Below are 20392 nucleotides of genomic sequence, written 5' to 3'. Positions count from 1 at the left end.
TTTTAAAGTAAATAGATTATTTTAATTTCACTTTTTCTGAATCGCTTTTCATTGATTGGATGTGATCATAATCTGGTGTGGCATATAATGTTTTTTGATTATCGTACGTTACAAAGCCAGGTTTCGCACCTGATGGTTTGTGTACGTTTTTGATATCTGTGTAATCTACTGGAATTTGACCAGAGTTTCCTGCTTTAGAGAAGTAGGCTGCTAACATTGCAGCTTCTTCAATTGTTTTATCGCTTGGTTCATCTTCGAAAATGACTACGTGAGAACCAGGAATATCTTTTGTATGGAACCATAAATGGTGCTTACGTGCTTTTTTATTTGTTAGATAATCGTTTTGTTTGTTGTTTTTACCTACATATATAGTTGAGCCATCTGTAGAAAGGTAAGTTTGCAACTGCATTTGCGGTTGTTTCTTTTTTTTACGATTTTGACGTTGCTTCATAAAGCCTTGTTCTGCAAGTTCTTCACGGATTTCGTCAATATCTTCTACTGTGATATGAGCCAACTGTTGCTCAATAGATTCAAAGTATGCGATGTTTTCTTCTGTGAGTTGTATTTGATGTTCAAGTTCATGTTCACGTGTTTTTAAACGGTTATATTGCTTATAGTAATATTGCGCATTCAGTGAAGGTGATTTAGTCGGATCTAATTTAATCGTCACTTCTTCACCTGTATAGTAATTTTCTGTCGTTAAGGTTTCATCGCCTTGTTTAATGCGATAAATGTTTGCGGTGATGAGCTCACCATATAACTGCATATCTTCTTTTGATTGCGTACCTTCATATTCAGCATTTAATTTAACGAGTTTGTTTCGGTTTTTTTGAAGTTGCTGTTGGACAAAACGAACTAAATCATTCGCACGTTGTTTAACACGTTCACGTTCGCCACGCGCATCATAGAAACGATCTAATAACTCATCAAGTGATTCATAAGTCACACTATCATCATCAAACTGTTTCAAACGCATGAAGTAATAATCTTCTTTACCTGTTTCATGGTTTTTATGGAAAATCGGAACAGGTTTAAGTTTAGTTTCTTCCATAACTTCATCGAATGCTGCTGGTAATGTTTCAGTAGTCATAAATTGACGACGTTCTGTAATTTCTTTCGTAATGAGTGGACTGAAACCTTCGAAAGTTTGTAACAGTTGTCTCGCAATATTACCTTGATTGAAATCTATATATTTTAATACGTCTTGACCTGAAACTTCATAAGGATTGATTTTATTTTGTGTAGGTGGTGCTTCATATTGGAAACCTGGCATCACAGTTCGATATTGGTTTGTGTTTGGTGTTAAATGTTTGAAACCTTCGATAATCTTACGATTATCATCAACTAGTATTAAGTTACTGTGTTTACCCATAATTTCTAGGATAACGGTACGATATATTTTATCACCGAGTTCATCTGTGCTTTGAACATCGATTTCGATACGACGGTCATTATCAATTTGACGAATTGCTTGTATAATTCCGCCGTCTAAGTGTTTACGAAAGACACGGTTAAACATTGGCGGTTCAAATGGGTTATCATATTTCTTTTTCGTAATATGCATACGAGAGAAATTAGAATGGATAGATAACAGTAATGAATGGTTTTTACGATTCTGACGAATGACCATTATAATTGTATCGTTATCAGGTTGGTTGATTTTATGAATACGTCCACCTTCAAGAAAGGACAGTTCTTCTACCATTTTCTTTGTGAATAGGCCATCAAATGCCATAATTATCAGCTACCTTTTTATTTTCGTTCTTGTACTACGTTCTTATTATTGTACCATGTGAATATGGTAAACTTCCAAATTAAGATTTTATCTATTGGCATCTATACAATTTTATTTAGAATATGGTATCATTATATAATACAACAATAGCTTAGAGAGGTCGTAAGGCATGGATAATGAAAAAGGTTTACTAATTGTCTTATCAGGTCCATCTGGAGTCGGAAAAGGTACTGTCCGCAAAGAAATATTTGATGATCCGAAAACATCATACAAATATTCAATTTCAATGACGACACGTGAAATGCGTGAAGGTGAACAAGATGGCGTTGATTATTTTTTCAAGACAAAACGAGAGTTTGAGCAACTTATCGCACAAGATCAATTTATTGAGTATGCAGAATATGTAGGTAACTACTACGGTACACCTGTACAGTATGTGAAAGACACTATGGATGAAGGCTATGATGTCTTCTTAGAAATCGAAGTTGAAGGTGCGAAACAAGTACGCAAGAAATTCCCTGATGCATTATTTATCTTCCTAGCACCGCCAAGTTTAGACCACTTAAGAGAGCGTTTAGTCGGCCGCGGTACAGAATCAGACGAAAAGATTCAAAGTCGTGTGAAAGAAGCACGTAAAGAAGTGGAAATGATGAATCTTTATGACTACGTTGTGGTAAACGATGAAGTAGAACTTGCTAAAGAACGTATTCAAGCAATCGTTGCAGCCGAACATCTAAAACGTGAACGTATAGAAGCAAAGTATAGAAAAATGATATTGGAGGCCAAAAAATAATGTTATACCCACCGCTTAATCAATTAACTTCAAAAGTAAAATCAAAATATTTAATCGCAACAGTGGCAGCCAAACGCGCACGTGAATTATATGACAAAAAAGACACTGCGTTATTAGAAAAATATCACTCAGTTAAAACAGTTGGAGAAGCTCTAGAAGAGATTGCCGATGGCAAAATCACTCCAATCGAACCAGAATTAAACGAAAGTGAATTCGAAACAAAAGACTGAGTTTAAAGTGATTATATAAATTGAAAACAACCTTTAAGGCAAAAAACTGCTTTAAAGGTTGTTTTTCATTTAATAAGACATCTTCAATTGCTCCATAGAACGTTCTAACTGATCGAAATCTATAATACGTGCTTGTCTATGAAATTCTCTTCCATTATTAAAAAGAATGACGACAGGCGCAGTAAAGAGTGAGAGTTGACCAGCAGCTTCAGGAATATCATTTACAATAATTTGTGCTGCAGGTATTTCTAACGGATTTACTAATTTTTCTACTCTAGGTTGGTCTGCATGGCAGACTGAGCAACCATTCGCCATGACATATAATAAGAATTTATTTTCTGATTCAATGCGTTGTGTAATATCGTCATATTGCTTTAAAGTCTCCATCTTCAAACCTTCTTTCTATTGTCTGTGTCGAAAGCTATCATACGCGGATAGAGGTAGAGAATCAACTTTATTGCTTTGCAAAGCAAAGGACTTTTTTGACCTAGAGTGTTAAAATATAAAATGATTGATGAATTATGAGGCCATTTCATTTGGACTCATTTTTTAATATTAAGCCGTATACATAAAGAGAGAATAAACTTGGAGGCAAAGATTGCGATGAAGAATATTTTATTAGCAGTATCGGGTGGTATTGCAGCTTATAAAGCGATTGATTTAACAAGTAAATTAACACAAGCAGGGTATGACGTACGTGTAATGCTGACTGAACATGCACAAGAGTTTGTGACACCGCTTGCTTTCCAAGCAATCAGTCGTAATCCTGTATACACGAGTACATTTAAAGAAGAAAATCCAGCTGAAATTCAACATATAGCGTTAGGTGATTGGGCAGACGCAGTGATTATTGCGCCAGCAACTGCCAATATTATCGGTAAATTAGCAAACGGTATTGCTGACGATATGATTACTTCAACTTTATTAGCGACGACTGTTCCTAAATTTGTTGCTCCTGCTATGAATGTGCATATGTATGAAAATCCAAGAGTACAAGCGAACATGCAAGTATTGACTGAAGATGGTTATCATTTCGCTGAACCTGGTGAAGGCTTTTTAGCCTGCGGCTATGTAGCGAAGGGCCGTATGATGGAACCATTGGATATCATGGCATTCATGCGCCAAACGATGGAACAAAATAATAATCAATCAGTCATCAATGAGAGTGATTGGTTCAATGGTAAACATGCCTTAGTTACAGCAGGACCGACGGTCGAAGTTATTGATCCTGTACGTTTTGTGTCTAATAGAGCATCAGGAAAAATGGGATATGCACTTGCTGATGCATTACAAAAGAGAGGCGCTAAAGTAACTTTAGTGAGTGGTCCAACAAGCTTAACGCCACCAGAAAATGTGGACTTTGTACCTGTAACTAGTGCGGAAGATATGTTTAACGCAGTAGTTGAACGTTTTGATGCTCAGGACTTTGTCTTTAAAACGGCTGCAGTTTCAGATTACAAACCAGCAGAAAAACTGGAACATAAAATGAAAAAACAAGATGGAGATTTAACCATTTCATTTACACGAACTAAAGATATATTGAAATATTTAGGTGAGCATAAATCGCATCAAAAATTAATTGGCTTTGCAGCTGAAACACAAGATATTGAAAAATATGCAAAAGCTAAATTAGAGAAAAAGAATGCAGATGTGATTATTGCGAATAACGTAGGAGACACATCTATCGGTTTCAGTTCTGATGATAATGAAGTCACATTATACTTCAAAAATGACGAAGCAGTTAATATAGAGAAAGGTAAGAAACAGCAGCTTGCTGGAAGAATCTTAGAAGAATTAGAACGTAGGTGGAAATAATGTATGCAAAGGTAATTGTAGATGTCCCAGCTAAAAACGTAGACTTTACCTTTGACTATAAAATACCAGAGCGACTCGTACCCATTATTCAAGTTGGTGTACGAGTCGTTGTACCCTTTGGGTACAGAACCATTCAAGGGTATGTTATGGAAATAGCTGAGGAACCAGATCCAGAACTAGATTTATCTAAACTAAAAGAAATCCAAGAAATTCAAGATATCAAACCAGAACTGACACCTGAATTAGTTGATTTAAGCGCTTGGTATGGTAAATATCATGTCACGAAACGTATTTCTATTTTAGAAGCCATGTTACCAAGTGCTATTAAAGCAAGATATACCAAAGTATTTGAAATTGTAGAAGATGAATCAATACCAGATGACATTTTAAAACGCTTTAATAAAGAAGGACATTATGCTTATAAAGCTGCTCAACAAAATGGTGATTTAAAACATTTAGTTCCTTTATTAGAAGAAGGTATCGTTAGAGAAGAAACGTTACTGTCTCAAAATACAAAGAAAAAAACACAACGTGCAATACGAATAAGAGATGATCATCAACCAGATGAAGTTTTAGCAATGTTAGAACGACACCCTAAACAATATGATGTTTATGCTTACTTGCTAGATGCACAAAATAGAGATGTTCCTTTAAAAGAACTTGAAGAAGTAGGGTTATCAGCTTCAAGTGCTAAAACATTGGAACGTAATGGTTTTGTAGAGAAGTATGATGCCATAGTAGAACGTGACCCATATGCATCAAGAGTATTTGAACAAGAAGAAAAACGACAACTCACTCCAAGCCAACAAATCGCTTACGATGAGATTAAAAAGGTTATTGATGAAGAAAAACAAGAGACTTTCTTATTACATGGTGTAACAGGTTCTGGTAAAACTGAAGTTTATCTTCAAACGATAGAAGCTGTTCTAGAAAAAAATCAACAGGCTATGATGTTAGTTCCAGAAATTGCTTTGACACCACAAATGGTTTTACGTTTTAAACGTAGATTTGGTGATGAAGTTGCAGTATTGCATTCTGGTCTTTCAAAAGGTGAACGTTATGATGAGTGGCAAAAAATACGTGACGGACGCGCACGCGTAAGTGTAGGCGCGCGTTCTAGTGTTTTTGCACCATTTAAAAATCTGGGTATGATTATTATTGATGAAGAACATGAGGCAACATACAAACAAGAAGATTATCCGCGTTATCATGCGAAAGAGATTGCATTATGGCGCGCAAAATATCATCAATGTCCATTAATTTTAGGTAGTGCGACGCCAAGTCTTGAATCATATGCACGTGCTGAAAAGGGAGTTTATCACTTATTAAGCTTACCTGATCGTGTGAATAATCAACCATTACCTGAAATTGATATTGTAGATATGCGTGAAGAATTAGCAAATGGTAACCGGTCAATGTTTTCGACAGAATTGCGAGAAGCAATTCAAGACCGTTTATCTCGCAATGAACAAATTGTACTGTTCCTAAATCAACGTGGTTATTCTTCATTTATATTATGCCGAGACTGTGGTCATGTACCGCAATGTCCAAACTGTGATATTTCATTGACCTACCATAAATCTAGCGATAAATTGAAATGTCACTATTGTGGTTATGAAGAAACACCGCCTAATAAATGTCCAAACTGCGAAAGTGAACACATTCGTCAAATGGGAACTGGTACCCAACGCGTTGAAGAACTTTTAAATCGTGAATTTGAAAATGCGAAGATTATTCGTATGGACGCAGATACAACATCACGAAAAGGCGCACATGAGAAGCTATTGAATGATTTCGGAGAAGGTAAAGGGGATATTCTGCTCGGTACTCAAATGATTGCGAAAGGGTTGGATTTCCCAAATATTACACTTGTCGGTGTATTAAACGCTGATACAATGTTGAACTTACCAGATTTTCGTTCCAGTGAAAGAACCTTCCAATTGCTGACTCAAGTAGCAGGGCGTGCAGGACGTCATGAAAAAGAAGGGAAGGTTATTATTCAAACCTATAACCCTGATCATTATGCGATACAAGATGTCCAGCTTAATGATTATTTATCGTTCTATCATAAAGAAATGAAATACAGACAAATTGGTAAGTATCCACCATACTATTTCTTGATTAACTTTACGATTTCTCACCAAAATATGAAAGAAGTTATGCAAGCAGCGGCACATGTTCATAAAATATTATTACAACACCTTACGGATCGGGCTTTGATTTTAGGACCATCACCAGCAGCTATCGCTAGAATTAATAGAGAATTTCGTTTCCAAGTTCTAGTCAAATACAAAAGTGAACCCGAATTACACAAAGCACTTCAATATTTAGATGATTACTATCATGAACGCTATCAAAAAGATAAGCTTTCATTAAAGATAGACATAAACCCTTATGTCATGATGTAGTGAATAAAATAGCATAAAATCAAGGATAAGTGATGATTTAGGAAGTATTAGATGCTTTTTAGATTGTCACTTATCTTTTTATTTTCAGCCAACATCAATGTATAAGTGTAACACTTTTTGAAAGTTCTTTATTATTGCGTACTATACAAAAAGTGGTGTAAAATAAATTAAATTATAAATGCTTATCTGCTTACGAACTTCATATAGATATACGATTAAGGATTCTTTATGAGATACCATACTTTTAAAAGTAAGCAGTTTATCAAAGTTATAATTAATTTTCAAAAGGTGATGATGAAACGATGAAAATAGCAATCATTAGCGCAACGGGTAAACAAGGAACAATTTTAACTGAAAAAGCATTAGAGAGAAACCATGAAGTTACTGCGTTTGTCAGAAATCATAATAAATTACAATTTGATGTTCCATATGTAGAAAAAGATATATTAGATATTACTCGTGAAGATTTAGAAGGTTTTGATGCAGTATTCGTCGCATTTGGCGCACCAAGTGGAAAAGAAGAGTTATATATTCAAATGACTAATCATCTTATTAATATTTTAGACGGTATAGATGTAAAACTGATGTTTGTTGGTGGAACAGGTAGATTGTATATATATGATAGTAAAACAACAAGAGTAGCGGATAATCCAAATATCCCAGAGACTGTAAAAGAATCAGCTATAAAAATGGCTGAAGCTTATGATATTCTAGCAGCGCAAGACAAACTAAAAGACTGGACGTTTGTAAGTCCTGCAAGCATGTTTGATTTTAATGGTCCAGAAACCAACGATTATAAATTGGGTACTGATACAATTATTTATAACTCAAGAAATAAATCTTATGTATCGTACAGTGATTTCAGCAACGCATTTATAGATGAAGCTGAAAATGATCAATATCCAAACCAAGGTATCACAGTAGTTTTTGGTTAACTGATAATAAAAAGCAACCTCATTAAAAGTAATAGAAAGTAAATTGCTTTTAATGAGGTTTTATTATTAAGAATGCACTAACTTGTACAGGTGTATATATTTTATATAGGTAATTATAAGTTAATATCCCTTTTTTGATATTGTAATGATTATTTTCATGTATAATAAGGAATCAAGGAGTGATTTTATGATTCTGCTCAAAACGTTTATCATAGCATTTTCAGTTTTCACATTTTTATCTGCGATATTAATGTTAGCACGTAATCCGAAAACACCTAAAATTACAATGATCCTCTTAATAGTAGGAAGCTTATTGTTAGATATCGGAGCTTTAATTGCTAATTTCATACCAGCTCTGATTCTTTTAATCATTGGGTTTGCAATGATCCAAGTAGGTATAGGTATCTATCAAAAGAGAACTTTTGGGAAAATCATCTTTTTAGCACAAAGTGTGAGGTTCATTGTAAGTATATTTGTTATTGTTTTCTTTATTATTTTACAATAGTTTAAAGCATCTACTAAGAAATCTTGGTAGGTGCTTTTTTTACTCCTTAGCATAGGTATCCAGTGAATTAAGCTATCAATAGATTTAGTGATTGTTATAATTTTGTGGATTTTATTAAAAAATATTACAATCTGATTTTGATTGTAAAAATATTTAAAATTTGTTTCAAAAGCGTCATGTTATCCTAATATAATGTAAAATATACGTTAATTAGTATGTACTATACATATAATGGAGGTTACTATGGAAAAGACAATTGATATCGGTAAGATATTTACCGCACTAAAGAAAAACGTTAAATTGCTGTTGATTATTCCGTTAATATTTTTAGTTGTAAGTTTATTGTTAAGTTTTTTTGTTATACAACCCAAATATTCTGCAACTACTCAAGTATTGGTTAATCAGAAACACTCAAACAATGAAATGATGGCACAACAGGTTCAATCTAATATTCAACTTGTTAAAACATACTCAGAAATTATTAAAAGCCCGAGAATCTTAGATAAAGTTTCTAAAGATTTAAATGGTAAATATTCAGAAAAAGAATTATCTAGTATGTTAAGTGTAAATAATAAAGCAGATTCTCAAATCATGAGCATTACTGTAGAGAGTAATAAAAAAGGTGACGCCACAAAAGTTGCAAATACAATTTCTAAAGTATTTAGTGATGATGCTAGTAAAATCATGAGTATAGATAATGTGTCTACTTTATCTAAAGCAGAAGATGCAAAAAAAGTCGCTCCTAAACCTATTACAAATGCACTTATCAGTATAGTATTAGGTCTTATTCTTGCTGTGATTATCATAATATTAATAGCTATTTTTGATAAAAGAATTAAAAGTGAAGATGAAGTTGAAGAATTATTGGATTTACCAGTTTTAGGTGCAATTCCTGAGTTTAATAAAAAATGATAAAGGAGAATTCACAGATGAAAAAAAAGAGTAAAGCTATAAATAATCCATTAATGACTCACTATGACCCAAAATCTGTTATTAGTGAAAAATTTAGAGGAATACGTACAAACATAATGTTTTCTACTGCAAATGATGATGTTAAAACTTTAGTAATAACATCTGAAAAACCTGGCGTTGGAAAATCTTTGGTTTCTGCAAATATAGCAGTTACATATGCACAAGCCGGTTATAAAACATTGCTTATCGATGGAGATATGAGAAAACCCACTCAGCATTATATGTTCAATACTAGCAATATTGATGGATTATCTAATTTAATAATTAGTAAATCATATTTTGAAAAGGCGATTACTAAAACAGAAATCGATAACCTAGACTTATTAACTTCTGGACCAATTCCACCGAATCCGTCTGAGTTAATTGGCTCAATCCAGTTTCAAAATCATTTAGAGGAATTAAAAGAAATATATGACTTTATAATTATTGATACTCCTCCTGTAAATACTGTTACAGATGCACAACTGTTTTCAGAAATCAGTGGATATGCTGCGTTAGTAATAAATGTAAAAAATAATGATCGGAAGTCAATCTTAAAAAGTAAAGAATTGATTGAAAATACTGGAGCTAAAGTTTTAGGCGTTGTTTTAAACAAAACAGAACATGAAAAAAATTCAAGTTACTATGCGTATTATGGAGAAGAATCATAATGATAGATATTCACAATCACATTATATATAACGTTGATGATGGTCCGAAAAATGAAGATGAAATGATTAGTTTATTGCAACAAGCTTCTGAAGAAGGTATCAACGAAATTGTGGCAACACCACATCATTTACATTATAAATACAATAATAAATTTGATGATGTAGAGAAACATGTCAATTCTTTGAATAAACATGAGGAAATTAGAAAGTTAGGAATTAAAATTTTACCTGGCCAAGAGATAAGGGTGACGGATGAATTACTAACTGATTTGGATAATGGAAATATTAAAGGAGTTAATTATTCAAAATACTTATTACTTGAACTTCCATCAAATAATGTACCAAACTTTCTTCAAAATATTATTTATGAAATTCAAACCAGAGGATACATTCCAGTTATTGTGCACCCAGAAAGAAATAAAAAAATTGCTCAAGACATTAACATACTATATGGGTTAGTTAATATCGGAGCGCTTTGTCAATTAACAGCTTCTTCTTTAGCAGGTAATATGGGGAAAAATATTCAAAAATTTTCAATTAGAATGATTAAACATAATCTAGTTCATTTCATTGCTTCTGATGCACATGATGTAAAATTTAGACCATTTATAGCTGAGAAACTATTTTCAATTTCTAAACTTAGTAAATATGAAGAAGAAATTAAGGAAATGTATGAGAATAATAAACACCTGGTTTGTGATGAAAAAATTACTCAAAGAAGACCTATTGAGTATAAAAAGAAGAAAATTCTTGGGCTTTTTTGATACTTTAAATTTTTATTCATAAAAGAAAGGTGATAGGGATGTTAAAAAGAGCAATTGATTTAGCGATAGGTAGTTCAGTTTTCTTAGTAAGTGCTCCAATTTTAGTCGGTGCATCTGTTGCCATTGCCAAAAGTATGGGACGACCAGTGTTATTTAAACAACAAAGACCAGGTTTAAATGGAGAACCCTTCTATATTTATAAATTCAGAACTATGACTGATGCACGAGACGATCAAGGTGAATTATTGCCTGATGAACAAAGAATGACAAAAGTGGGCAGTTTTATTCGTAAAGCCAGCATTGATGAACTGCCACAATTAATTAATGTCATAAAAGGTGATTTAAGCTTGGTAGGCCCACGTCCGTTATTAATGGAATATCTTCCCTTATATTCAGACGAGCAAAAGAAACGTCACTTGGTAAAACCTGGTATCACGGGTTGGGCGCAAGTAAACGGGAGAAATGCGATTTCATGGGAAGCTAAGTTTAAATTGGATGTTTGGTATGTTGAAAACCAATCGTTCAAGTTAGATATGTATATCCTATACAAAACATTTATCAATGTTTTAAATCGTAAGGATGTAAGTGCTAAGGATCACGTAACAATGGAAAAATTTCGAGGTTCGCCACAATGAAATCAATATTAATTATTGGTAATGGCGGACACGCTAAGGTTGTCAGAGATGTAATCGAAGCTGAAGGCAATTATAAAGTTAGTGGATATTTGGATGATAATATTGAAAAAATGTATAGAGAAAATGATTTGATTTTCGATAATCTTAGAAATATTCGACTTTATCAAGAAAATTATTATTTTGTTATTGCAATAGGGAATAATAAAGTTAGAAATAAAATTTTCGACAAGATTAATGTGCCTATCGAAAGATTTCCAGTGTTTATTCATCCGCATGCAATTATTAGTAAAAATGCAGAAATTAGCAATGGTACCGTTGTTATGCCCGGTGCCATTGTTAATGCGGATACAGTAATAGGGAAGCATGCCATTATAAATACCGGTTCCATAGTTGAACATGATTGTTTAATAAAGGATTATACACATATTTCACCAGGAGCAGTGTTAACTGGTAATGTTTCGGTTGGTGAGAGCACGCAAGTTGGAGCAAATGCGACAGTGATTCCGAATTTGAAAGTTGGAGCACACGTTATGGTAGGCGCAGGTTCTACCGTAATTTCTAATGTAAGGGACAATGTAACGGTAGTAGGATCACCCGCAAAAGTTATTAAGGAGTAATGATGATAATGAGAGAGAGAATATTTTTATCAACACCGCATATGGGTGGGACAGAAACCCAGTACATAGAAAAAGCTTTTAAAGATAATTGGATTGCACCTTTAGGTGAAAATGTAACGGAATTTGAAAATGATATAAAAGATTACGTAGGTGCAGATTATGCACTAGCTACAGCAAGTGGTACATCTGCTATTCATCTTGCATTGATTGAAGCAGGTGTTGCAAAAGGTGACATAGTCTTTTGTTCATCATTAACATTCTGTGCAACATCTAATCCAATTTTATATCAAGATGCTACACCAGTATTTATTGATTCAGAAATGGAATCATGGAATATGTCACCGACAGCTTTAGAAAAAGCATTCAAAACATATGAAGATAAAGGTACTTTACCTAAAGCAGTTTTAGTAGTGAATTTATACGGTCAGACAGCAGACTTTGAGAAGATATCAAAAATCTGTAAACATTATAATGTTACCTTAATTGAAGATTCAGTAGAATCTCTAGGGTCAACTTATCACGGTAAAATGAGTGGTAGTTTTGGAGATTTAAGTATTTTTTCATTTAATGGTAATAAAATCATCACGACAAGTGGTGGTGGCATGTTGCTTTCTAATCATAAAGAATACATTGACCATGCGTTATTCTTAGCAACACAAGCTAAAGATAAAGCACCATATTATCAACATAGTGAATTAGGTTTTAATTATAGATTGAGTAATATTTCAGCAGGTATTGGCCGTGGCCAAATGGAAGTTATTAATGATCGTGTGAATCGTCGACGTGACATCTTCGACATGTATTATGATGCATTAAGTGAAATTGATGGTATTAATTTCCAACCTGAATTACCAGATAGTAAATCTAATCGTTGGTTAACAGCAATGACAATCAATCCAAATAAGATTAATATTTCTGCAGCTGATTTAATAAAAGAATTAAATGTCAAAAATATTGAAGCAAGAGCAGTATGGAAACCGATGCACCTACAACCATTATATGAAGCATTTGATTATTTTTATGATGAGAAAGATAATGCCAAAAAATTATTTGAAGAAGGTGTTTGTCTGCCATCTGGTTCAAATATAACAAATGAGGAATTAATTGATGTAATTGAAAGTATTAAGTCACTTTTAAAATGATTTTTTCAGTGGTTAAAATTTAGAATATAAATATAAAAAATGAGGGATAAAGATGAAAGAGAAAAAAATCGCAGTAATTGGTATGGGATATGTTGGAATGCCGTTAGCTATAGCTTTTGCTAAACATTTTGAAGTAATTGGTTTTGATATTGATGAAAATAAAATAAATAAATATAACAATAACATTGATCCAACTGGAGAGGTTGGAGAAGAAGTGTTAAAGAATACATCATTAAAATTCACTTCTAATGAGAATGATTTAAAAGATGCAGAATTTTTTATAATCACTGTACCTACACCTATTAAACAAGATAATACACCAAATTTAGCACCAATTGAAAGCGCTACTAAATTAGTAGGGAAATACTTAAAAAATAATGATTATGTAGTTTATGAATCCACAGTCTATCCTGGTGTTACTGAAGAAGTATGCGCACCATTATTAGAAGAAATATCCGGATTGGAAGTAATTAATGATTTCAAAGTTGGTTACTCCCCAGAAAGAATAAATCCTGGTGATAAGAAAAATACAGTTGAAAATATAATAAAAATTGTTTCAGGTATTGATAAAGAATCACTAGATGTGATTGCCGAAATATATGGAAAAGTTATCAAAGCAGGTATTCACAAAGCTTCAAATATCAAAGTAGCAGAAAGTGCAAAAGTAGTTGAAAATAGTCAGAGAGATATAAATATTGCATTTATGAATGAACTATCACAAGTCTTTAATTTAATGGGAATTAATACTCATGAAGTGATAGATGCCATGAATACAAAGTGGAATGCATTAGGTTTCTATCCAGGTTTAGTAGGTGGTCATTGTATAGGTGTAGATCCTTATTACTTCATTTATAGAGCAGAGAACCTTGGATATCACTCTCAAATAATTACAGCAGGAAGAAAGATTAATAATGCGATGCCTGCATTTGTTGTTAACAATATAATAAAGGAGTTGATGAAAAAAGGTAAATCATCAGATGCAACAGTCTTAATTGCCGGTTTGACCTTCAAAGAAAATACACCTGACTTCAGGAACTCTAAAGTGTTAGAAATGATTAAGTCTTTAAATGAATTTGGTATAAAACCAAAAATTTTCGATCCTTATATTAATAGTTTTAGCGACGAAATTGAAGCGGATATTGTAGATATGGAAGACTTTAAAGAAAGCGTTGATGTCTTACTATATGCCGTGAATCATGATGTTTTCAAAAATATAGAAGATACAAGTTTCTTAGAATTATTGAAAAAGGACTCTTCTATAATTGTTGATTTGAAAAATAGATTTAAGAAATATGAAAATGATAACGTTACTTACTGGTCTATTTAAAAAGAAAGGTTAGATGTTATGGAAATTTTGCATTTTAATAGCAATTACTTACATTCACCTTTATATAGCGAAATGTTTAATCAATTAGAAAAACAAGGTGTTAGAAATGATGTTATTATGCCAAGGAAAATTAAAGATGAAGCAAACGTTAGTGATAAGTTGATTGAAACAAACACAAATGTGTTTGAAAAACAATTTTTAAAATCAACTGATCGTTTCTTTTATTTTAAAAAGCAAAAGAAGATACTAGCTTGGGTTCAGTCATTAAACTTTGACTTGAATGATTACGATATTGTTCACGCACACACTTTATTTTCAGATGGTTATCAAGCGTTAAAATCAGGTAAGCCATATATTGTTACAGTGAGAAATACTGATATAAATTTTTATATGAAATTTTACAAGCACCTATTACCTTTAGGAAGAAAAATTTTAAAAAAAGCCAGTCAAATAATATTTTTATCGGAGTCTTATAAAAACAATACTATAGAAATGTTGTTTGGTACTAGAAAAATAAAAAAAGAAATTTACGAAAAATCACATGTCATACCTAATGGTATTAATGATTATTGGTTGAAGCATTCCAGTGACCAAACAAAACATATTAATGAAGATATAAATGTTATTTGTGTTTGTAGGATTATGAAAAATAAAAATTTGGAATTTTTAGCTGAAAATCTTACTGCTAAAAACTTAGGAAGAAATGTAAATATTTATATAGTTGGTGATGTAGTTGATTTGAAATATTACCAGAATTTAAAAAAATATCCTAATATGTATTTTCTTGGCAAAAAAGGCAAACAAAACATTGTAGAAATTATGAAAAATATGCACGTTTTTATAATGGTTTCTTTTACAGAAACGTTTGGCTTAGTGTACTTAGAAGCGCTGACACAAAATTTACCTGTTATATATACCAAAAATGAAGGTTTTGATAAATACTTTGAAGAAGGGTATGTTGGTTATTCTGTAAACCCAACGAATAATAATGAATTAATAAAGCAAGTAAGAAAAATTATTGAAAATTATAATGTAATACAAAAAAATATTAGTCAAATAGATAAGAAACGATTTTCTTGGCAAAACAATGCCTTAAAACACAAAGAAATTTACGAAATAGCAAAGGCAAGGGTTGAACAATGAAATTTATCAAAGATATGTTAATAAACATATTATCTCAAGGTTTATTTATAGCGGTTCAACAATTGTTTTTATTTCCCAATTTCGAACAAGCACTTGGTCAAGGGGAGTTCGGTAGATTTTTAATAATATATGGTTACTTTAATGTATTGGTAATAACCTTAAATGCAAGTTTTACCAATCTGTATCAAAAAAAATTCAACACGTTTGATCAAGAACTAGATAACAAATCTGCACTTTACACGTATTATAAAAAGTTGTTGCTATATATTACGTTAGTATCTGTGATATTTTCTGTATCAATTTGGGTATTTCATATTGATGAAATAGAATATTTACTAATTTATTTATTAGTTTTATTTACGTCGAGTAGAATGTTTTTACTAGTTTTCTACAGGGTGAAAAAAGAATTTATGAAAATTCTTTATGTTAACTTAGTACTTAGTTCTATGTATATATTGCTATACTTTTTACCTATAGAAAGTGTGAGAGGCGTTCTTTTATGTTTTGTAGTGATAGAGTTGTTGATTAATGTAGTTACTTACCTATTAGTTAAAGTTAATGTAATTGCATTGTTCAAAACAAAAAATTATTATTTTGAAGCATCAGCACTAACTTTTTTATTAATTTCAGGCTGTGCAGGATCTTTAATGAACTATTCTGATAGATTTATAACAAGTTTTTTACTTGGTGCAAGTAGTGTTTCGATTTTTTATATAGCAACTTTGCCAACTAAATTAATGTTATTCCCGTTTACAATGATTTCATCAGTTATTTTGAGTTACATTGCTGATACTGAAAAAATCACAAAAAGAATTAAAAAACGCGTATTAATGTTGATGCCGATTGTAAGTGTTATTGTATTTGTTATTTCCTATTTTGTTGGCTATATTTTGATATATCTGTTATATGAAAATTATTTAGAAGCAGTCAAACCTATATATTTATTTGTAACAATAACGTTTGGATTGATTTGTGCTGATTACATTATACGTAGTTTCTTAGTTAAATATTATTCATTAAAACGCAAAGCGTTGATTGACATATTAACGCTAATCTTTTTTGTAGTATTATCAATGATATTAAGTATTTTTAGCCATAGTTTAGTTATGATTGCAGTTGCTCAATTAGTTACATACTCAATAAAGCTATCTGTACAATTGTATATCTTCTCAAAACTAAAAGTATAAAAACAGATTACATGGAGGAATAAGATGATTAGTCGTATTAAGATAGCTATTAGAAAATTGTTATTAAGAGAAAGTACTAAAAATTTATATAAGAAAATGAGTAAAATAAAAGCTAAATTGATGAGATTTTTGAGTGACGAGCAATTTACAAAGCTCAATATAAAACATAATACAGGTATTAAACTAAACTTGAAAAACCCTAAGATGTTTGTTGAAAAAATAAATTGGCTGAAGTTGAATTATAGAAATGACTTGCAAACTGAGTATACTGATAAGTATCTAATGAGACAGCATTTAATTGATAATGAGTATAGCAACTTATTACCTCCTTTATTAGGTGCATATGATAATTTTAATGATATTAACTTTGAAAAATTGCCAGATAAAGTATTTTTAAAAACCAACCATACATCTGGGGTAAACCAAGCAGTTGAAAAAAACAAAACAAACTTAAAGAAAACTAAAGAAAAATTTGATGCAGCTATGAAAGATAACTATTTTAAATATTCAAGAGAATGGAATTATAAGAATATTAGACCTAAAATTTTAGTGGAAGAGTATTTAGATATGAAGGATTTTATTGATTATAAATTCTTCGTATTTGAAGGTAAAGTAGAATTTTTTGCTATCATAAAAAATATTAATGATGAGCAAGGCAACCAATCTCTAGAAAGTAAAATTAATCTATACGACACAGACCTGAATAAAATGAATATAGATATCAAAAGACAAGAGTTTAATGATGATGATTTCAAATTCAGTAAATTTATACCTGAAATGATTAAAGTATCTGAAAATTTAGCGTCGAGATTTCCGTTTTGTAGAGTTGATTTTTTTGTGAGTAAGGATAAATTGTATTTTGGTGAAATGACATTTCATCCTAATGGCGGTCAATTAGTGCTGTACCCATTAGAAAATGAATTAAAGTATGGAGAAAAAATTCATTTGAATAAAATTCCTCAAAGCGATTTGAAAAAGCAGCTTAATCATTAATGGTTAAGGAGGTAAAGTATGAAAAATAATCTGCATGAACATAAGTTTACGATTAAAGTATCTACAATTGTTATATTCATATTGTATTTGTTAATAATTATAGGATCACTTAATGCGACAGAATCTGCAACTGTCCTTATTGGAACTGCATCGCTGTTTCTAACTTTTTTTATTGCCGCTTTAGGAATACTTATTTATATCAGTAAATTAGTTCCTTTTGATAAATCGCAGTTGGCAGTATTGATTTTAATTCTATTATTGACAATGGTATGTGTTACTTCTATTTCAAATAATACATTTGAAATGAAGGATTTAATTAATACAATTCAAATGATTGCGTGTTTATTAATCATTATGTATTTATCTTTTATCAAAATAAGTTTTGAAAATCTTAAATATATAAACGTGTTAGTCGCAATATTCGTCCTATTTCATTTTATAGTATGGGTAGCAATGGGTTTACCTGGTTTCTTTGCAAGTATATATAATAATTCAAACCTGATTGGTCCTTATATGTTTTATACTTCTTTCTTCCTGATATTAGGTATAAGATACTCTAAATTTAAAATTATATATATTGGAATTCTTTTTATTAGTTTAATTCTTGTTTTAGCTAGTGATACACGATCTATACTTTTGAGTATTGCTGCAACGATATTCGTGTTCTTATTTTGGAAATTTTTAACTAAGTATCAAATTATAGCAGTCTTATTTTTTGCTCTCATAATTATACTTAGTATTTCATTTGTTTATATCTATCCAATGTTACCTACTTTTAGATTCTTTACACCTATAGAACAGTGGATGTTGGATCATACTGGTAAAAGTATAATGTCTGGTAGAAATGACTTGTGGATTCCATTAATTGAATTAATTAATGAAAAGCCTTGGTTTGGTTATAGCCCTGGAACTATGGCAGAAGAATTATATTCACATGATCAGTCGCCACATAATTTATATTTAAATATTTTGATGCAAATTGGTTATTTAGGCTTAATACTAATTTCAGCTATTTTATTGATTATATGGAATGCAATGGTAAAACAAAGAGATAATTTCATTGTTAAATTATCTGCTAGTTATTTTTTAGGAGTAATTGTACACCAATCATTTGAGATTACCTTATTCCAAAATCAGTTATCAGTAGGATTGCTACAAGTATTTATAATGGGTGTTGGATATAGTGTTGCGACAAACTTAAACAAAGAAAGCAAAATGATAATAGAATGATTTATCGAAAAAATATGGAGGTTGTTAACTTGAAAAATATATGGATATTTAACCATTATGCTACAGACAATTATTTTAATGAAGGCGGAAGACATTATTGGTTTGCAGAATTTTTAAAGAAAAAAGGGTATAAAGTTACAATATTTTGTGCAAATACGAGACATAATTCTAATGATGTTATAGATACCAACAGAAAACTGTATGCAGAAAGAGTTGTTAACGAAATTCCATTTGTTTTTGTGAAATCCCATACTTATAATTCAAATAACCATCATAGAATTTTAAATATGCTTTCTTTTAGTAAAAGATTACTTAAAGTATCAGAAGAATATCGAAAAAGATATGGCAAACCGGATATTATTATAGCATCAAGTGTACATCCACTCACTTTAATAGCAGGTTTAAAAATAGCAAAAGAATTACAAGTGAAATGTATAGTTGAAGTCAGAGACTTATGGCCAGAAAGTATTGTTGCATATGAAATTTTAAGTAAAAGCAACCCAATTACACAAATGATGTATCAAGCAGAAAAGAAAATTTATGAAAAAGCTGATGCAATTGTAATGACGTGGCAAGGTGGTAAGGATTATATTAAAAATCAAGGTTGGTTCTCTTCAATATCAGAAGAAAAAATTTACCATATTAGTAATGGTGTAGTTTTAAAAAACTTTAATCAGAATGCTGATTTATATAAAGTAAATGACTCAGAACTAATGGACACTAATTATAAAAATTATGTATACACTGGATCAATAAGAAAAGTAAACTACTTATCGTTTTTAGTTGATGTTGCAAAAATATTAGACGAAAAATATCCAGATTCAAACATAAGAATTCTTGTTTATGGCGATGGAGACGAGAAAACTAATTTAGAAGAAAAAGTAAGTGAATTGAAATTATCTAATATAGTATTTAAAGGAAAAGTACATAAAAAATATGTTCCGTTTATTTTGAAAAACTCTTATGGCAATATACTTCATAATCGCAGTACAAACTTAGATAAATATGGACAGAGTCAAAATAAATTGTTTGAATATTTAGCAGCGGGTAGACCTATTATTCAAACTTATTCGACTGGCTACAGTGTAATTGAAACAGAAAATTGTGGTTACTGTGCAAAAAATCAAACACCAGAAGAAGTTGCTAAAGCTTTAGTTGATCTTGCTCAAAATGAAAATGAAGCAAGAACACAAGGTGAAAATTCAAAACAGAAATCTATCGACTTTGATTTTGAAAATCTTACTAACAAATTAATAGAGGTTATTGAAAGATAAAGTTAAACAAAGGGGCTGGGACATAAATACAGTCCAA

General features: G+C 31.2%; 20 protein-coding genes. 18 read left to right on the top strand and 2 right to left on the bottom strand.

Annotation, left to right across the window (positions count from 1 at the left end):
- Window positions 1-16 precede the first annotated feature (16 nt).
- Window positions 17-1735, bottom strand: coding sequence for an Rqc2 family fibronectin-binding protein (locus HMPREF2603_RS05445; protein WP_057511012.1), 1719 nt, complete (start codon window positions 1733-1735; stop codon window positions 17-19).
- Between the two features lie 169 nt (window positions 1736-1904).
- Here HMPREF2603_RS05445 and gmk point away from each other — a divergent pair, with 169 nt between their 5' ends.
- Complete coding sequence (gene gmk / locus HMPREF2603_RS05440) at window positions 1905-2528, top strand: guanylate kinase (protein ID WP_002480629.1); 624 nt, start codon at window positions 1905-1907, stop codon at window positions 2526-2528.
- Window positions 2528-2758, top strand: a complete 231-nt coding sequence (gene rpoZ / locus HMPREF2603_RS05435) for a DNA-directed RNA polymerase subunit omega (protein ID WP_002480630.1) — start codon at window positions 2528-2530, stop codon at window positions 2756-2758. The genes gmk and rpoZ overlap by 1 nt, the downstream gene beginning before the upstream one ends.
- Before the next feature lie 69 nt (window positions 2759-2827).
- Here rpoZ and HMPREF2603_RS05430 read toward each other — a convergent pair whose 3' ends face one another.
- Window positions 2828-3145 (bottom strand): thioredoxin family protein, encoded by a 318-nt coding sequence (locus tag HMPREF2603_RS05430; RefSeq protein ID WP_060803942.1) that lies wholly within the window; start codon window positions 3143-3145, stop codon window positions 2828-2830.
- A gap of 216 nt (window positions 3146-3361) precedes the next feature.
- Between HMPREF2603_RS05430 and coaBC the strand changes: the two genes are divergently transcribed.
- The 16 genes from coaBC (at window position 3362) to HMPREF2603_RS05350 (ending at window position 20355) form a co-directional block, all read left to right on the top strand.
- The gene (coaBC, locus tag HMPREF2603_RS05425) at window positions 3362-4573 is read left to right on the top strand and encodes a bifunctional phosphopantothenoylcysteine decarboxylase/phosphopantothenate--cysteine ligase CoaBC (RefSeq protein WP_060803955.1); all 1212 of its coding nucleotides are present in this window, start codon (window positions 3362-3364) and stop codon (window positions 4571-4573) included.
- Entirely contained in the window at window positions 4573-6981 is a 2409-nt protein-coding gene (priA, locus tag HMPREF2603_RS05420) for a primosomal protein N' (protein ID WP_060803943.1), read from the top strand. Before coaBC ends, priA begins: the two co-directional genes overlap by 1 nt.
- A 302-nt stretch (window positions 6982-7283) precedes the next feature.
- Entirely contained in the window at window positions 7284-7916 is a 633-nt protein-coding gene (locus HMPREF2603_RS05415; protein WP_060803944.1) for an NAD(P)-dependent oxidoreductase, read from the top strand.
- Window positions 7917-8073: 157 nt separating this feature from the next.
- Window positions 8074-8421: a hypothetical protein gene (locus tag HMPREF2603_RS05410; protein ID WP_261676368.1), complete on the top strand. Its 348-nt coding sequence runs from the start codon at window positions 8074-8076 to the stop codon at window positions 8419-8421.
- Between the two features lie 243 nt (window positions 8422-8664).
- Window positions 8665-9333 (top strand): Wzz/FepE/Etk N-terminal domain-containing protein, encoded by a 669-nt coding sequence (locus HMPREF2603_RS05405; protein WP_002480636.1) that lies wholly within the window; start codon window positions 8665-8667, stop codon window positions 9331-9333.
- 17 nt (window positions 9334-9350) lie between these two features.
- Window positions 9351-10043: a polysaccharide biosynthesis tyrosine autokinase gene (locus HMPREF2603_RS05400; protein ID WP_002480637.1), complete on the top strand. Its 693-nt coding sequence runs from the start codon at window positions 9351-9353 to the stop codon at window positions 10041-10043.
- Window positions 10043-10807, top strand: a complete 765-nt coding sequence (locus HMPREF2603_RS05395) for a tyrosine-protein phosphatase (RefSeq protein WP_060803945.1) — start codon at window positions 10043-10045, stop codon at window positions 10805-10807. Before HMPREF2603_RS05400 ends, HMPREF2603_RS05395 begins: the two co-directional genes overlap by 1 nt.
- 38 nt (window positions 10808-10845) lie before the next feature.
- Window positions 10846-11442 (top strand): sugar transferase, encoded by a 597-nt coding sequence (locus HMPREF2603_RS05390; protein ID WP_060803946.1) that lies wholly within the window; start codon window positions 10846-10848, stop codon window positions 11440-11442.
- Entirely contained in the window at window positions 11439-12059 is a 621-nt protein-coding gene (locus tag HMPREF2603_RS05385; protein ID WP_070501989.1) for an acetyltransferase, read from the top strand. The genes HMPREF2603_RS05390 and HMPREF2603_RS05385 overlap by 4 nt, the downstream gene beginning before the upstream one ends.
- A gap of 2 nt (window positions 12060-12061) precedes the next feature.
- Window positions 12062-13201: a DegT/DnrJ/EryC1/StrS family aminotransferase gene (locus HMPREF2603_RS05380; protein WP_060803948.1), complete on the top strand. Its 1140-nt coding sequence runs from the start codon at window positions 12062-12064 to the stop codon at window positions 13199-13201.
- Between the two features lie 52 nt (window positions 13202-13253).
- Window positions 13254-14528, top strand: coding sequence for a nucleotide sugar dehydrogenase (locus HMPREF2603_RS05375; RefSeq protein WP_002480642.1), 1275 nt, complete (start codon window positions 13254-13256; stop codon window positions 14526-14528).
- Between the two features lie 72 nt (window positions 14529-14600).
- Window positions 14601-15671, top strand: a complete 1071-nt coding sequence (locus HMPREF2603_RS05370; protein ID WP_398575016.1) for a glycosyltransferase family 4 protein — start codon at window positions 14601-14603, stop codon at window positions 15669-15671.
- A complete protein-coding gene (locus HMPREF2603_RS05365; protein ID WP_002480644.1) occupies window positions 15668-16858 on the top strand; it encodes a lipopolysaccharide biosynthesis protein in 1191 nt (396 codons plus the stop codon). The genes HMPREF2603_RS05370 and HMPREF2603_RS05365 overlap by 4 nt, the downstream gene beginning before the upstream one ends.
- 24 nt (window positions 16859-16882) lie before the next feature.
- Window positions 16883-17851: an ATP-grasp fold amidoligase family protein gene (locus HMPREF2603_RS05360; protein WP_060803950.1), complete on the top strand. Its 969-nt coding sequence runs from the start codon at window positions 16883-16885 to the stop codon at window positions 17849-17851.
- 18 nt (window positions 17852-17869) lie between these two features.
- Window positions 17870-19081: an O-antigen ligase family protein gene (locus tag HMPREF2603_RS05355; protein WP_060803951.1), complete on the top strand. Its 1212-nt coding sequence runs from the start codon at window positions 17870-17872 to the stop codon at window positions 19079-19081.
- A 29-nt stretch (window positions 19082-19110) separates the two neighbouring features.
- The gene (locus HMPREF2603_RS05350) at window positions 19111-20355 is read left to right on the top strand and encodes a glycosyltransferase family 4 protein (RefSeq protein ID WP_186822223.1); all 1245 of its coding nucleotides are present in this window, start codon (window positions 19111-19113) and stop codon (window positions 20353-20355) included.
- The last annotated feature ends 37 nt before the right edge of the window (window positions 20356-20392 follow it).

Origin of the sequence: Staphylococcus sp. HMSC055C03 (assembly GCF_001809385.1) — a bacterium.
In the GTDB taxonomy this organism is placed as follows: Bacteria; Bacillota; Bacilli; order Staphylococcales; family Staphylococcaceae; genus Staphylococcus; species Staphylococcus simulans.
This window is presented reverse-complemented; position numbering and strand designations above follow the sequence as displayed.

What these genes read in the sequence shown, in the direction of transcription:
- rpoZ (WP_002480630.1), top strand. Translation starts at nt 2,528, where the DNA reads ATGTTATACCCACCGCTTAATCAATTAACTTCAAAAGTAAAATCAAAA.
- HMPREF2603_RS05365 (WP_002480644.1), top strand. Translation starts at nt 15,668, where the DNA reads ATGAAATTTATCAAAGATATGTTAATAAACATATTATCTCAAGGTTTA.
- HMPREF2603_RS05445 (WP_057511012.1), bottom strand. Translation starts at nt 1,735, where the DNA reads ATGGCATTTGATGGCCTATTCACAAAGAAAATGGTAGAAGAACTGTCC.
- gmk (WP_002480629.1), top strand. Translation starts at nt 1,905, where the DNA reads ATGGATAATGAAAAAGGTTTACTAATTGTCTTATCAGGTCCATCTGGA.
- HMPREF2603_RS05405 (WP_002480636.1), top strand. Translation starts at nt 8,665, where the DNA reads ATGGAAAAGACAATTGATATCGGTAAGATATTTACCGCACTAAAGAAA.
- HMPREF2603_RS05380 (WP_060803948.1), top strand. Translation starts at nt 12,062, where the DNA reads ATGATAATGAGAGAGAGAATATTTTTATCAACACCGCATATGGGTGGG.
- HMPREF2603_RS05385 (WP_070501989.1), top strand. Translation starts at nt 11,439, where the DNA reads ATGAAATCAATATTAATTATTGGTAATGGCGGACACGCTAAGGTTGTC.
- HMPREF2603_RS05410 (WP_261676368.1), top strand. Translation starts at nt 8,074, where the DNA reads ATGTATAATAAGGAATCAAGGAGTGATTTTATGATTCTGCTCAAAACG.
- HMPREF2603_RS05355 (WP_060803951.1), top strand. Translation starts at nt 17,870, where the DNA reads ATGAAAAATAATCTGCATGAACATAAGTTTACGATTAAAGTATCTACA.
- HMPREF2603_RS05395 (WP_060803945.1), top strand. Translation starts at nt 10,043, where the DNA reads ATGATAGATATTCACAATCACATTATATATAACGTTGATGATGGTCCG.
- HMPREF2603_RS05415 (WP_060803944.1), top strand. Translation starts at nt 7,284, where the DNA reads ATGAAAATAGCAATCATTAGCGCAACGGGTAAACAAGGAACAATTTTA.
- coaBC (WP_060803955.1), top strand. Translation starts at nt 3,362, where the DNA reads ATGAAGAATATTTTATTAGCAGTATCGGGTGGTATTGCAGCTTATAAA.
- HMPREF2603_RS05360 (WP_060803950.1), top strand. Translation starts at nt 16,883, where the DNA reads ATGATTAGTCGTATTAAGATAGCTATTAGAAAATTGTTATTAAGAGAA.
- HMPREF2603_RS05400 (WP_002480637.1), top strand. Translation starts at nt 9,351, where the DNA reads ATGAAAAAAAAGAGTAAAGCTATAAATAATCCATTAATGACTCACTAT.
- HMPREF2603_RS05375 (WP_002480642.1), top strand. Translation starts at nt 13,254, where the DNA reads ATGAAAGAGAAAAAAATCGCAGTAATTGGTATGGGATATGTTGGAATG.
- HMPREF2603_RS05430 (WP_060803942.1), bottom strand. Translation starts at nt 3,145, where the DNA reads ATGGAGACTTTAAAGCAATATGACGATATTACACAACGCATTGAATCA.
- HMPREF2603_RS05390 (WP_060803946.1), top strand. Translation starts at nt 10,846, where the DNA reads ATGTTAAAAAGAGCAATTGATTTAGCGATAGGTAGTTCAGTTTTCTTA.
- HMPREF2603_RS05370 (WP_398575016.1), top strand. Translation starts at nt 14,601, where the DNA reads ATGTTTAATCAATTAGAAAAACAAGGTGTTAGAAATGATGTTATTATG.
- priA (WP_060803943.1), top strand. Translation starts at nt 4,573, where the DNA reads ATGTATGCAAAGGTAATTGTAGATGTCCCAGCTAAAAACGTAGACTTT.